Source organism: Salinivibrio sp. PR5, from assembly GCF_001996085.1.
Classification (GTDB): Bacteria; Pseudomonadota; Gammaproteobacteria; order Enterobacterales; family Vibrionaceae; genus Salinivibrio; species Salinivibrio proteolyticus.
Genome location: NZ_MUFK01000001.1, coordinates 286942 through 299743, shown reverse-complemented (window position 1 = coordinate 299743; position 12802 = coordinate 286942). Strand labels below are relative to the sequence as shown.

12 protein-coding genes and 1 tRNA gene are annotated in these 12802 nt (G+C 49.4%); 2 read left to right on the top strand and 11 right to left on the bottom strand.

Annotated features, from left to right (window positions below):
- Positions 1 to 206 precede the first annotated feature (206 nt).
- The 9 genes from BZG82_RS01345 to BZG82_RS01305 are packed head-to-tail and all read right to left on the bottom strand — an operon-like array spanning position 207 to position 8943.
- Positions 207 to 1259, bottom strand: a complete 1053-nt coding sequence (locus tag BZG82_RS01345) for a protein-glutamate methylesterase/protein-glutamine glutaminase (RefSeq protein WP_077662317.1) — start codon at positions 1257 to 1259, stop codon at positions 207 to 209.
- On the bottom strand, positions 1259 to 1909 hold the full coding sequence (locus tag BZG82_RS01340; protein WP_077764993.1) for a chemotaxis protein CheD: 651 nt from the start codon (positions 1907 to 1909) through the stop codon (positions 1259 to 1261). The genes BZG82_RS01345 and BZG82_RS01340 overlap by 1 nt, the downstream gene beginning before the upstream one ends.
- A 1-nt stretch (position 1910) precedes the next feature.
- Positions 1911 to 2744, bottom strand: coding sequence for a CheR family methyltransferase (locus BZG82_RS01335; protein WP_269635020.1), 834 nt, complete (start codon positions 2742 to 2744; stop codon positions 1911 to 1913).
- A gap of 14 nt (positions 2745 to 2758) precedes the next feature.
- A complete protein-coding gene (locus tag BZG82_RS16650) occupies positions 2759 to 5158 on the bottom strand; it encodes a methyl-accepting chemotaxis protein (protein ID WP_077764992.1) in 2400 nt (799 codons plus the stop codon).
- Positions 5159 to 5161: 3 nt separating this feature from the next.
- The gene (locus BZG82_RS01325; RefSeq protein WP_077478984.1) at positions 5162 to 5632 is read right to left on the bottom strand and encodes a chemotaxis protein CheW; all 471 of its coding nucleotides are present in this window, start codon (positions 5630 to 5632) and stop codon (positions 5162 to 5164) included.
- Positions 5633 to 5643: 11 nt separating this feature from the next.
- Positions 5644 to 6141 carry a chemotaxis protein CheW gene (locus tag BZG82_RS01320; protein WP_077478983.1) on the bottom strand — a complete coding sequence of 166 codons (498 nt, stop codon included), beginning with the start codon at positions 6139 to 6141 and terminating at the stop codon, positions 5644 to 5646.
- 9 nt (positions 6142 to 6150) lie between these two features.
- Complete coding sequence (locus tag BZG82_RS01315; RefSeq protein WP_077662320.1) at positions 6151 to 8283, bottom strand: chemotaxis protein CheA; 2133 nt, start codon at positions 8281 to 8283, stop codon at positions 6151 to 6153.
- A gap of 21 nt (positions 8284 to 8304) precedes the next feature.
- Positions 8305 to 8664 carry a response regulator gene (locus tag BZG82_RS01310; RefSeq protein ID WP_069588426.1) on the bottom strand — a complete coding sequence of 120 codons (360 nt, stop codon included), beginning with the start codon at positions 8662 to 8664 and terminating at the stop codon, positions 8305 to 8307.
- Positions 8665 to 8685: 21 nt separating this feature from the next.
- Positions 8686 to 8943 (bottom strand): STAS domain-containing protein, encoded by a 258-nt coding sequence (locus tag BZG82_RS01305; RefSeq protein WP_077764991.1) that lies wholly within the window; start codon positions 8941 to 8943, stop codon positions 8686 to 8688.
- Between the two features lie 368 nt (positions 8944 to 9311).
- On the opposite strand from BZG82_RS01305, the gene BZG82_RS01300 reads away from it, so the two are divergent.
- Positions 9312 to 9387, top strand: a tRNA-Phe gene (locus BZG82_RS01300).
- A gap of 427 nt (positions 9388 to 9814) precedes the next feature.
- Positions 9815 to 11077, top strand: coding sequence for an HD-GYP domain-containing protein (locus tag BZG82_RS01295; protein ID WP_077677988.1), 1263 nt, complete (start codon positions 9815 to 9817; stop codon positions 11075 to 11077).
- Here BZG82_RS01295 and panC read toward each other — a convergent pair.
- Together panC and panB are read right to left on the bottom strand one after the other, a co-directional pair.
- Positions 11074 to 11967 carry a pantoate--beta-alanine ligase gene (gene panC / locus BZG82_RS01290; RefSeq protein WP_077478979.1) on the bottom strand — a complete coding sequence of 298 codons (894 nt, stop codon included), beginning with the start codon at positions 11965 to 11967 and terminating at the stop codon, positions 11074 to 11076. The two genes, BZG82_RS01295 and panC, sit on opposite strands and share 4 nt — an antisense overlap.
- A gap of 11 nt (positions 11968 to 11978) precedes the next feature.
- Positions 11979 to 12773 carry a 3-methyl-2-oxobutanoate hydroxymethyltransferase gene (gene panB / locus BZG82_RS01285; RefSeq protein ID WP_077478978.1) on the bottom strand — a complete coding sequence of 265 codons (795 nt, stop codon included), beginning with the start codon at positions 12771 to 12773 and terminating at the stop codon, positions 11979 to 11981.
- Between the last annotated feature and the right edge of the window lie 29 nt (positions 12774 to 12802).

Here is a 12802-nt window from a genome sequence, read left to right as displayed (position 1 = left end):
GTTGTTCGGGAGCATCCTTTTCCACCATGTCCTTGGCCTCTTGTCTATCTGCCTTAGAATGATTTTTCGATAGCTGAAATATTTGTCCGCCCATCAATGTAAGCACTAACACGGAAAACACACCGGCTTGCCATGTCATCGACCATAACGCAAAGCCAATCGTGAGAAGTAACGTTAATAACGGTGGCCATATTAGGGGCTTAGAATCACTTGCCATAGACTGTCTCCACTAAGAAATTTGCCACATCAGAGAGCGGAAGAATGTGTGATGCGCCTCCGAGTTCAATCGCGACACGTGGCATCCCCCATACCACAGAACTGGCTTGATCTTGCGCCGCGGTTAATGCACCGGCTTGATGCATTTTTAGAAGACCGGAGGCCCCATCTCTCCCCATCCCGGTTAAAATGACCCCTACCGATTTTGCACCGACGGCTTCTGCAACAGAGGAAAACATCACATCAACAGACGGGCGGTGACGTTCAACCGGCGCTTCATCCGTCGGTTGGCAATATAAATGCCCTTGTCGATTTACCACCGTAAGGTGGCGATCGCCCGGCGCCACATAAACATGCCCTTGTATAAGCGGCATACGGTCAGCCGTCACTTCTTCGACGGACAAACGACAAGCTCGGTCCAACCGCTGAGCGAAAGGGCCGCAAAAAGCCGCTTTGATATGTTGAGTGACCACGATGGGCGGCATGTGCTCAGGCAGTCTTTCAAGCACTCCCCTTAGCGCCTCTGTGCCGCCGGTGGAAGCACCTAGCGCAATAACTTCATACCCTTTGCGGTTATAGTGATGGCGATTGACTTGCACGGTGGCGGCCTGTTTGCCCCAATGGGGTTGACCAATATTGGCTTGGGCCGCCGCTTTCACTTTACTCACCAGCTCATCCCGCTCTTGGGTCATGGCGGTGGCAATGTTGGCAGACGGTTTAGGCACATAATCGACGGCGCCAATCTCCAGCGCCGATAAAGTGACCTCGGCCCCATGCTGGGTCAAGGTCGACACCATCACTACGGGCATTGGCCGTAAGCGCATCAAATTTTTAAGAAATTGAATACCGTTCATCTTCGGCATTTCAATATCTAGCGTGATCACATCCGGGTTTAACTTCTTAATTTTCTCCCGTGCTTCATAAGGATCTTCCGCCGCCCCGATGACCTCAAGGGCAGGATCACTCTCAAGACACTCCCGAATCAATGTTCGATAGAGCGGTGAGTCATCAACGATCAGTACTTTATAGCGATACTTACTCATCAAAACAGCTCCACATCTTGATTATCAGCGCTGTCATCTCGAGATTCTTGGAGCAAGCGTTGATTGTATTGGGCCTCTTCTGCCACCAGCTCTTGTTGACTGAGCGACTGAATTTTCTTCACCCAAGCTTTTCCGGTTAGAGGATCAAACAACACGCGGCGAGGAAAAGACTGGCCAAGGTCTTCCGAGACTAAGGTCAGATCTTCATTGGCAACATAGCGACGAACAAACTCAATGTTTTTGCGCCCTATAGCAATGTTCTGCCCCATGATATTGCCTCCACCAAAAAGCTTGACGCGTAAACGGTTTTTTATCGCCCCTTGTTGCAACAAGGTATTGATGAGGATCTCCATGGCATAGTTACCGTACCGCGCCGCATGAGACATGTATTGCTCTGCACTCCATTCTTTCGCCGCTTGGTCATCTTTAAGTGGCAACATAAAGTGATTCATGCCGCCAATATTGGCGAGAGGATCCCAGATACATGCAGCAATACACGACCCTAACCCTGTCGCGATAAGCTCGTCGTCCGAGCTGACGTAAATCTCTCCCGGCTTCAATTTCACCATATGCCTGTCATGCTCTGGACTAAAAAAACGCTTTACGGTTTTTTCTTGGGCATGATGGTGCAGTTCTAGTGCTTGGTGCATATCACTCCCGTTTGCGATACATGGTATGGCCGAGGTTGTCGAATTTATCCGCCATTTTTCCAATGCCTTCTGAGTGGCCGATAAATAAAATGCCGCCCGGCGCTAATTGGCGCCAAAAGCGCTCAATTAACCATTGCTGCGTCTCGCGCTCGAAATAAATCATTACGTTACGACAAAAAATCGCATCCATTGCATGCTTGTGAGGCCAGTCACCTTTTAGATTAAGTTGCTTAAAGCTAATAATGTCGCGTAGCGCTCGTTTGGCTTTAAATAAATCCTGCTTAATCCCTTTTCCTTTTAGAAATCCCGGTTTGAGATACTCGGGCGGGATGGTGTTAACAACTTCTAAGCTGTAGGTGCCGTTGCTCGCGGTGTTCAATACTTGGGTGTCGAGATCAGTTGCCAACAAATGAACATCCATTTGACCACCAATCATGCCATGACCCGCTAATACCGAGGCTATGGTGTAAGGCTCTTCACCAGTAGAGCATCCTGCCGACCAAATTCTCACCCGCTTTTGCTTACGTTGTTGCCACTGTGGGATCAACTGATGGGCAAGGAAATCAAAGTGATGGCGCTCGCGAAAAAACTGCGTTTTATTGGTGGTGAGCGCATTAATAAAAGCCACTCGCTCATCCGCACTTTTCTCCACCAACGCAAAATAGTCATCAAAATTTTCCACGCCCGTTCGGCGCAAACAGCGCGCCAAACGGCTATACACCATACTTTTCTTTTTGTCCGCCAACGAAATACCGGTCTCATTCAGCATAAATCTCTGCACAAACTTAAATTGCGTTTGGCTGAATGAGTATGCACTCGCAGATGACGAGCTCACCGGCGCACTCACGCTTAAAACTCCTCCCACTCATCACTGACTTCAGACGCCGTGCTTTTTCCCGAATTCACCGCTTTTAGCCGGGCTGCTGGCGCAGCTTCTCCATTACGATAAGGCGCTGGCTCTTTCTTCGCCGTCACTGAAGGACGGGAAGTAGTAGGCTTCGCACTAGATGGTGCAAGTTGCTTGTCGACCAATTTTTCAGCATCAATATCAACTTGGAAGAAACCTATTAGATTAATCAATTCAGCACTCTCATCACGCATTGACTGGCTAGATGCTGCGGCCTCTTCCACCAAAGCTGCGTTTTGCTGCGTCATTTGGTCCATACGCGCCACAGAGCGGGTGATCTCGTCGATTCCGGTTGCTTGCTCTTGGCTCGCCGCGTTGATCTTGTCGATAAGCTGGGATACTTCCATCACAGAAGAGACAATTTCTTCCAACATCTCCCCAGATTCATCGACCAGTTTCGAGCCTTGAGTGACTTTCTCTACACTGTCTTTGATCAGCTCTTTGATTTCTTTAGCTGCACCAGCACTGCGCTGCGCCAAATTACGGACTTCGCCCGCGACAACGGCAAAACCTCGACCTTGCTCGCCCGCTCGCGCCGCCTCAACCGCCGCATTCAGCGCCAATAGGTTGGTTTGGAAGGCGATTTCATCAATCACGCCAATGATGTCAGCAATTTTCTTACTCGCATCATTGATTTCGGCCATCGCCTCAACGGTTTCCTTAACCACTTCACCGCCTTTGCGCGCTTTTTCGCTGGTTTTAGACGATAAGGTGTTTGCTGACGCCGCACTTTCTGCATTTTGCTTCACCGTAGCCGTCATCTGCTCCATACTGGCTGCGGTTTCCTGTAAGTTTGCCGCTTGCTCTTCAGTGCGTTCACTCAGATCATTGTTACCCTCGGCAATCTCTGCAGATGCCGATGCCACGCGAGCTGAAGAATGGGTGATCTTCTCCACCATATTGCGCAAGTTATTGATTGAAGAATTCACCGCTTGGCTTAGATCTTCAAAGTCTCCCTTGTAGTTGTCGGGCATATTGATCTTAAGGTCGCCTTTTGATACCCCGCGCATCACTCGGATACATTCATTCAACGGATCAATAAAGCTATCGAGCAATTGGTTAATTCCGTTACCCAAATTAGCCATCGCACCACGGTACTTCTTAGTATTCATTCGGTCGCTTAAATTGCCGTCTGCCGCTTTGGCAATCAGTCGCTCAATTTGACGCTGACCATCCATTTGCTCGGTAATGTCTTCCCATTGAAGCGCAGGGCCAATGTACTCGCCATCATCGTCATAAAGGGCGATACAGTTCAGGGCAAATTCGACCTCACCCACGGTAATTTCGGCTTTAAACGGCATGCGTTCCGGAGACGCAATAATAGAGAGTTGATGGGCTGGGTTTTTGTGGAACTGATCAATACTGGTTCCCACCAATTTATCGGCCGAAAATCCAGGATAAATTTGGCGCATCTCCTCTTCGCGACTGTTAAATAAGTCCGTCACTGCAGGGTTGAGATAACGAATAATGCCATCTTTGTCCGCTAGCATGACATTGGTGGTCATGCCCTCTACCACAGCGGCTAGCAGCGAACGCTCAGCTTCTTTCTTACGTCGCTCTGTCACATCTCGCCACTCAATGGTGGTGCCGATATGGCTACCATGTCGGTCATAACTCGCCGTCGCATGAAACTCAAAACGAGCAGATTTAAAGCGAATATCACGATTAATGGGTAAGTTATTCGGCGACAGGAAGGTGTCACGCTGAAGCTGCGGAAACAGGTAATCGATTTGCTTACCAATAATATCGTCACGATTCGCGACAAACGCATTGTTTTTACTGCGAAATGTCTGCTCATGCTGCTTACATAAGCGGACGGTTTGCTCATTCACATGCGTGATCTCACCATGCAGCCCCAAAATAACAAACGCACTGTGGGTATTATCCAATGCGCCTTTTAGCAAACTGTGCTCTTCGCTTTGGTGAGCGCGTGCTGTGATATCACTAAGCTCAACGCTAAAGCCTTGCCCATCCGCCACTTTACTGGCAGATACGCGCAGCTTCCCAGCGCCAATTTCAATGTTTTGCACCGAGGGCTTGTCATCTAATAACTGCTGCCATTGCTGATAATCGACCAAGTCAGACGGCAATACCGCACTCATTGGTTTGCCAAAAAGCATGTCGCTTTGAGCAGTAAATTCGGCATTGCCGCGCTCTCGAATCGCAGCTTGATAGCATTGCAACAACTGCAATGCCCGTCGGTTAATCAATGTGATTTGCAGTTGATTGTCGAGCATAATGAGTGCAGCAGGCGCGACATTGAGTGCCGCAAGAAGCTGCACATTCTGCTTTGATTGTTGGGTCTGGTGCTCTTGCTGTACTTCCCTTTTAAACCACGCCATATTCTAGTCCTCGTTCGCGATCTCGGGTTGTGCTGTTTGCTGTAACTGATCAAAATCGAATAACTGCTCTAAATTAATCAGAACCACATGCCTATCATTCACCGAGGCGATCCCTTCCATGTACCACTCTTCGCGTCGATGTAGCCCAGGCGGGGCTTTAATATGCTCTTTACTCAAGTTATGTACCTCGGCCACAGCATCGACCACGATGCCCAATGAGATACCTTGCTTGTCTCTGACGATGATAATCACGCTCATAGAGGTAAGCGTGGCAGGCGGCATACCAAAACACTGGCGAATGTCCATGATGGGGATGTATTCTCCCCGTAACTCCAGCACGCCTAACATGTGTGGCAACGAATTAGGAATGCGTCGCACTTGCGACCAACCGCGAACCTCTTTCACATCCAAAATGTGCACGCCGTACTCTTCGTCTTCCAATAAAAAACTCAAATACTCTCGTGATTGCTCCATATTTATTTCACCTATATCCAGTGCTCGATACGCAGCAGTTCATCAACATTGACCAATGACATCACCCGCTGATCGACATTGAGTAGGCCACTTACGTAGGCAATCACTTTAGAATCACCGATGGGGGGCATAATCTGCCCTTCGCCTTGATCCACCACATCAGATACCGCATCCACCACAACGCCCATGACCTTGTGGTTAGCGGCCTCACTGGCACGCAAAATCAGCACGACCGTTTCACGATGGTAGTCCGCTTTTTTGGTGTTGAATCGCACACGTAGGTCCATGACAGGCACTATCATGCCGCGCAGGTTGATCACGCCAAGAATGAACGCCGGTGAGCGCGGCAACAGTGTCGGTGGCTCCCAAACTCGGATCTCTTCGACGGTTTGGATATCCACGCCATAAAGCTCCCCCGCTAAGTCGAAGCTCAGGTAATCGCTGCCTTGTAATCGATCGACGCGATCGTCAATGTCCACCACGTCTTCTGACTGCATCAAGTTCTGCATGGCCTCTCCTTATGCCGCGGCGATATGACCGCTAGCGTCACTGACGCGCGACAAGAATTGCGTAATAAGCCCTTGGATATCGAGGATGAGTGATACCGAGCCGTCACCCAAAATGGTGGCACCGGAAATACCTGCCACGCGGGTATAATTAGACTCTAAGCTTTTGATCACGACTTGCTGCTGACCCAGCAGCTCATCGAGCAACAACCCGACTTTCTTATCGCCCGCTTCAACCAAGCAAAGCAATTGCTTATCGAGATCCTCACCGCAGTGCCCTAAATCAAACTCTTCTTTTAAACGCAAAATGGGAATATTTTCTTCTCGCAAACGATAGAGCTGTACGCCAGACGCGGTTTTAATTTGTTGGCTATCAATTTGAATGGATTCGATAATCGAGATAAGTGGCACCACATAAACTTGGCCCGCCACCTTGACGAGTTGTCCGTCCAATATCGCCAGCGTTAATGGCAAACTGATTTTGAATGTGCTGCCTTTTTCGGGTGCTGAGTGCACATCGATATTACCGCCTAACTGCTCGATATTACGGCGCACGACGTCCATCCCCACACCGCGCCCTGATACGTCTGATACCTGATCAGCGGTTGAAAAGCCCGGTGCAAAGACAAGATTGAACACTTGCGTGTCCGTCAATTCATCAATCGGTAAATCATCTGAGATGAGGCCCTTATCCAGCGCTTTTTGCCAGATTTTTTCTTTGTTAAGTCCGGCACCATCATCGCTGACTTCAATCACAATAGAACCGCCTTGGTGATAGGCATTCAAGTGCACTAGCCCGACTTCAGGTTTGCCTTTTTCTTTTCGCTCTTCGGGGGATTCCAAGCCATGGTCGACCGCATTTCTCACCAAGTGCACCAGCGGATCGGAGATACGCTCTAAAACCGTTTTATCCAGCTCAGTGCTTTCCCCTTCAATCATGAGCTCTACACGCTTACCCAACTGTGATGACAGGTCGCGAATCAAACGAGGGAAACGGTTAAAGGCAAAACTGATCGGCAACATGCGAATATCGAGCACACTCTCTTGTAGCTCTTTGGTGTTTTGCATCAACTGCTCGAGGCCTGACTGGAGTTGCTCGAGTTTTTCTGGAGAAAAGTTACTACTGAGTTCAGCCAGCATAGATTGTGTGATCACTAATTCGCCGACCAAATTGATCAGGTTATCGACTTTGTCGATCTCAACACGAATGGAGGAAACGCTAGCATCACTTTTCGCAGCAGGTTTGGGCGCCGTTTTTTTGCTACTGGGTTTGCTGGCCGTCTGAACTTGGTTCGATGTTTGTTCCTCAGCAGGCTGCGCTGATACCACAGGCGCGTTGTCAGAAGCCGCTATGTTTTCAGAAGCCACTATGCTTTCAGAAGCCGAAGTAGTAGCCGAAGAAACGGATCCTGTCGATGCTTCCTCATTGCGCGTAATACTCAGCTCACACTCATCTTCGACCCAATCAAAAATCGCTTCGATATCTTCACGGGGAACATGCCCATCAACGCGCACTTGCCATTTTAAGAACAATTGCTCGGGATCGAGTTCGTTAAAATCAGGCAGTGCAGAAGGGTCACACTCAATATCCGCCCCGCCGGGCAGTGCTTCGAGCTCTCGAAGAATACGCACCGGATCATTACCGGAAAACAACATGTCTGGGTGAGGCTCAAAACCAACCAGCCACTCGCCCGCTACCGAGACAGCCGGGACATCAGCGACGTCAGGTGCTTGCGCTTCGGAGGGCGCTGCGGCCTCATTTCCCATGATGGCGTTTAACGCTTCGGTCACCGCATCACGTTCAGAGCTGTCATAGTCAGTGTCGTTTTCATACGACTCCAACATAGACATAATGCAGTCCCCGCCACGCAACAGCACATCAATAGTGTGACTATCTAACTGCCGCTTCCCTTCACGCGCTTCATCAAGCAGCGTTTCCATGTCATGGGTGAAATGACTGATATCATCGAGATTAAATGTCGCAGCCCCCCCTTTAATCGAGTGGGCAGCGCGGAATATGGTGTTAATTGATTCTAGGTCAGTGGTTTCAGGGTCGAGAGCCAATAGCTCTCGCTCCAGCACTTCCAGATTCTCGCGGCATTCTTCATAAAAAATACGCCGTAGCTGGTCCATGTCCATGGCCATAGAACCCTCCGTCGATGCGCCTTACAACACGCGCTGTAGTGTTTTCAGTAAGGTGTCTGGATTAAACGGCTTAACGATCCAGCCCGTCGCTCCGGCAGCTTTACCGGCCGACTTTTTCTCTGCTGATGTTTCGGTGGTCAGCATCAAGATGGGGGTGAATTTGTACTGCGGCACGCCCCGCACTTGTCGCACAAACTCCAACCCATCCATCACTGGCATATTGACGTCTGAAATAATGAGGTCGAATTTTTTGGTTTTCGCTTTACGCAATGCGTCTGCGCCATCGTTTGCCGTTTCAACTTGGTAACCGGCTTCTTTCAAGGTATGACTCACCATTTGCCGAATGGATACTGAATCATCTGCTGCAAGTATATTTGCCATCCTCTTACCCCATATCCATGTTTAACGATTGAGCTTTAGTAGCTCGACCATGCCTGCGGTTTGCGCCGCGCCATAAAGACTTTCAGACACGTTTTGCCATTGCAGTTGCTCTTGGGTCCGGACCAAGCAAAGTAATAACTGCAAGCCTGCCCCATCAATCCGATTGACGCTTCCCGCGTCTAGCGTGCACTGGTTTTCGTCGCCGATTTTGTTTGCGATTTCTTCTTTAATTGATTGAATCTCGGTGATATCCAATGACTCTCCAAGGGTAATATCCATCACAAGGCCGCTCTAACTATTTGTTTAAAAACATATGTTTTCTGTTTCGCTTTATAAGTGTAGCAACTATCGGCTAAATGACGGTTTTTTAGCCACACAAATACAAAGATAATGTTCATAAATATAGCCACCACAAGAAAGAAAGCTGGGCATGCAAGACAAAAAATACAGTCACTTAAACACTGGATGGGGCAACGAAAGAAAGGCGTATGAACAAACGCATTGCGTATGCTGGATTTGAAATTAGCGAGAATGCTCACACTTCGTACAAAACAGGGTGTAATCTGCAACGAATATTGTTTGTTAGGCGTTTGAGCTGAAATTTACTTTGACATTATGCAGTTAATACTATTAAATAGCGCTCCTTAGCCCGGATAGCTCAGTCGGTAGAGCAGGGGATTGAAAATCCCCGTGTCGGTGGTTCGATTCCGCCTCCGGGCACCATGTTTATGAGAATCCCTGCTCTCACAAGTGGGGATTTTTTATGCCGACACCGTGTCGGTGACCTTGCAGGCCGCACCTTACAGGCCGTAATGGATTCCGCCTCCGGGCACCATCTTTCGAAAAGATCCCTGCTCTCATGAGTGGGGATTTTTGTATCTATTTTTATCTCGCTATATCCACACTCACATTTATCGTCTGCCCATCTCACTTCATGTGGGTTTTCCTATCTAGCTAAGGAAAACGCCCGCCGAATCAATTAAAGTCGGCTATCTTTGTAATACATCAGTGGCAACATGATTGAGTGGGGATATCAGAGATATCAATAGTCTGTGTAGCACCCTACATTAAACCGCATACAGTACTGGTAGTATGGCGTAACACCACATTCATTCACGGACCGAACAGGCGCAAATCTCCTAGAGTGAGCATGGCAGCAGGTAGCATTAAGCTTTCGACCGAACGGCTACAAGCCGGTTTGTACATAAAACTCCCACTGAAGTGGCGTGATCACCCTTTTATGCTGAATCGTTTTCAAATTGAGAGCGATGCACAAGCCAAGGTGATTCGCTCGCTCCCGATTAGTTTCGTGTATTACTACCCAGATAAAAGCATTTCGACGCCTCTGCCTGCGCTTGCTGAGAAAACGGAAAATCCTGACGAGGTGGATCCCAACGCTATCCACCGTGAAAAAGAAGCCATGGAGCAAGAAAAGCAGAAGCGGATAGAAGAGCAACGCCGTTTTCGCGCCCGTATTCAGAAAGTACAGCAACACTACCAACGTTCCATGGCACAGCTTCGCGCTATCAACATGAAGGTGTCACAGCGCCCCCAAGCCGCCAATGAGGATGTGCGCATGCTGGTGGATAGCCTGATGGTTGTTGGCAGCGAAGCGAATGTCACCTTGCATTTAATGGACGATCCATCACTTGCGGAAGATATGTATGCGCACTCTTTGAATGTGGCTGTACTGGCCCTAATGCTCGCCAGAAGCCATGGTTACGACAATGATAAAATCCGCACGCTTTTAACCGGCGCCGTTCTTCACGATATTGGGACCAAAAAAGTTCCGTCGGCGATTATTCGTAAAAAAGAGCGCCTAACTGAACCGGAGATGAATTACTATCGCTTGCATGTTGCTTACGGCTCGGAGCTGATTACCGAGATGGATGAGTGTACGCCGAACGTGGAGAAGATCCTTACCCAGCACCATGAGTACGCCGATGGCAGTGGTTTTCCTGAGGGTCTTCAAGGGGATAAAATCGACGAGATGGCGCAAATCGTCAGCATGATGAACTTTTACGACCGGTTATGCCGCCCCCAATTTGGTGCGCCGGCACGCATGCCATTTGCCGCCCTATCTCATCTTTTTAAAGACAACAAAGACAAGTTCAACCCGCGATTACTGGCGCTGTTTGTCAAAATGATGGGCGTGTATCCACCTGGTACCGTGGTGAGGCTTTCAAGTGGTGAAACGGGAATGATCATATCGGTCAATAGTAGTGCTCTACTGAAACCCAACGTCATGCTCTACGACCCAGAAATTCCAGCAGATCAAGCGACCATTATTGATATGCGAGAGAGCGATCTAGAGATAGACACCGCCGTGCCTATCTCTAAGTTACCGCAGGAAATTAAAGATTATTTGAAACCGAGAACACGGATTTCCTACTTTATGGATGGGGATGGCTAGTGACTGGCCGACTCGACTTTTTCTATCTTGTCCGCAGCACGCTGTAATTCAACCACCAGATTGTCAATCAAACGGGTTTGTCCCAAGTAAGCCGCCACTAAGATAACGGCTTGACGACTGTCTTCTGTGACTTGGCCAAGGGTTGACGCATCACGGATATAAAACTCATCCGGTTGCAGGCCAGCGGCACGGAGTTGATCGTGCGCATCTTCAATCAGATCGTCCAAATCACGACGGCCATTACGCATTTGTGCACTCATCCAACGCATCGTTTTCGCGAGCACAGGCGCACGCTGACGCTCATCGACAGTCAGGTTGTTATTGCGAGAACTCATCGCCAGACCATCACTCTCACGCACGGTCGGCACACCGACAATCTCAATCGGCATCGCCATATCTGTGACCATTTTTCGGATCACAGCAAGTTGCTGGAAGTCTTTCTCGCCAAAGCACGCCACACTGGGCTGTACTAAGTTAAAGAGCTTAGTGACGACGGTCGCCACCCCACGAAAATGTCCGGGGCGCGATGCGCCTTCTAACATAGTAGAGAGCCCAGGGACGTCCACCGTGGTGTGCGTATCAAGCCCTTGCGGATAAAGCACCTCAGCACTCGGGGTGAAGACAAGATCGACGCCCTCTTCGCGTAATTGGGCTAAATCGTCTTCCAAGGTGCGTGGATAATTGGCCAGATCGTCTGCTCGGTCAAACTGCATCGGGTTCACAAAGATGCTTACCGCTACCACTTCACCAAGCTCACGCGCCTTACGCACCAGCGTTAAATGCCCTTGGTGTAAGTTACCCATTGTGGGTACAAACGCAATGCGTTTATCGGCTTTTCGCCACTGGCTAATCTGATCGCGCAGCGGCGCAACCTCAGAAATCACCTGCATACTCGGCCTCTCTATTTAAACGTATGTGCGGGACCCGGAAACTCGCCGCTTGCTACTTCTTTGACGTACTTAGCCACCGCTTCACGCGCGTCGCCAGTTTCCGCCAAATAGTTTTTTGAGAATTTAGGCATGTAATTGGCAGAGACACCGAGCATATCATGCATGACCAAAATTTGACCATCGGTGTCACCGCCCGCGCCAATCCCGATCACGGGGACTGACACGGTGTCAGTAATACGCTTGGCCAGTGAGGCGGGAACGCATTCCAGCAAGATGATCTGCGCGCCGGCTTTTTCTAGCGCGACCGCATCAGCGACCATTTGCTCGGCTTTATCTTCATCACGGCCTTGTACTTTAAAGCCACCAAAAATATTGACCGATTGCGGGGTGAGACCCAAGTGCGCACAAACCGGTACGGCGCGCTCGGTCAGCATTTTCACCGCATCCACCAGCCATGATCCGCCTTCAATTTTTACCATATTGGCGCCAGCTTTGATCAGCTCAGCAGCATTGGCGCAAGCTTGCTCCGGTGTGGCACAGCTCATAAATGGCATATCTGCCATCAGCAAGCTATTTGGGCTACCCGCACGCACGCAACGGGTGTGATAAGCCAGTTCTTCAACCGACACCGATAAGGTATCGCTCTTTCCTTGTAGAACCATTCCAAGCGAATCGCCTACAAGTAAAACAGGCACTTCCTGTTGCTCGAACAATTGGGCAAAACTCGCATCATAAGCCGTCAGTGATGCAAACTTTTGGCCCTGCTGCTTCCATGTCATCAGATCAGTGATTGTGATTTTTTTCATTATGTCTCCCAAAGCCTGAAACTGGGGCC

Bases quoted from the DNA above. Each gene is read 5' to 3' on its own strand.
- BZG82_RS01345 (WP_077662317.1), bottom strand. From the start codon at position 1,259: ATGAGTAAGTATCGCTATAAAGTACTGATCGTTGATGACTCACCGCTC.
- BZG82_RS01340 (WP_077764993.1), bottom strand. From the start codon at position 1,909: ATGCACCAAGCACTAGAACTGCACCATCATGCCCAAGAAAAAACCGTA.
- BZG82_RS16650 (WP_077764992.1), bottom strand. From the start codon at position 5,158: ATGGCGTGGTTTAAAAGGGAAGTACAGCAAGAGCACCAGACCCAACAA.
- BZG82_RS01325 (WP_077478984.1), bottom strand. From the start codon at position 5,632: ATGGAGCAATCACGAGAGTATTTGAGTTTTTTATTGGAAGACGAAGAG.
- BZG82_RS01320 (WP_077478983.1), bottom strand. From the start codon at position 6,141: ATGCAGAACTTGATGCAGTCAGAAGACGTGGTGGACATTGACGATCGC.
- BZG82_RS01315 (WP_077662320.1), bottom strand. From the start codon at position 8,283: ATGGCCATGGACATGGACCAGCTACGGCGTATTTTTTATGAAGAATGC.
- BZG82_RS01310 (WP_069588426.1), bottom strand. From the start codon at position 8,664: ATGGCAAATATACTTGCAGCAGATGATTCAGTATCCATTCGGCAAATG.
- BZG82_RS01305 (WP_077764991.1), bottom strand. From the start codon at position 8,943: ATGGATATTACCCTTGGAGAGTCATTGGATATCACCGAGATTCAATCA.
- BZG82_RS01295 (WP_077677988.1), top strand. From the start codon at position 9,815: ATGGCAGCAGGTAGCATTAAGCTTTCGACCGAACGGCTACAAGCCGGT.
- panC (WP_077478979.1), bottom strand. From the start codon at position 11,967: ATGCAGGTGATTTCTGAGGTTGCGCCGCTGCGCGATCAGATTAGCCAG.
- panB (WP_077478978.1), bottom strand. From the start codon at position 12,773: ATGAAAAAAATCACAATCACTGATCTGATGACATGGAAGCAGCAGGGC.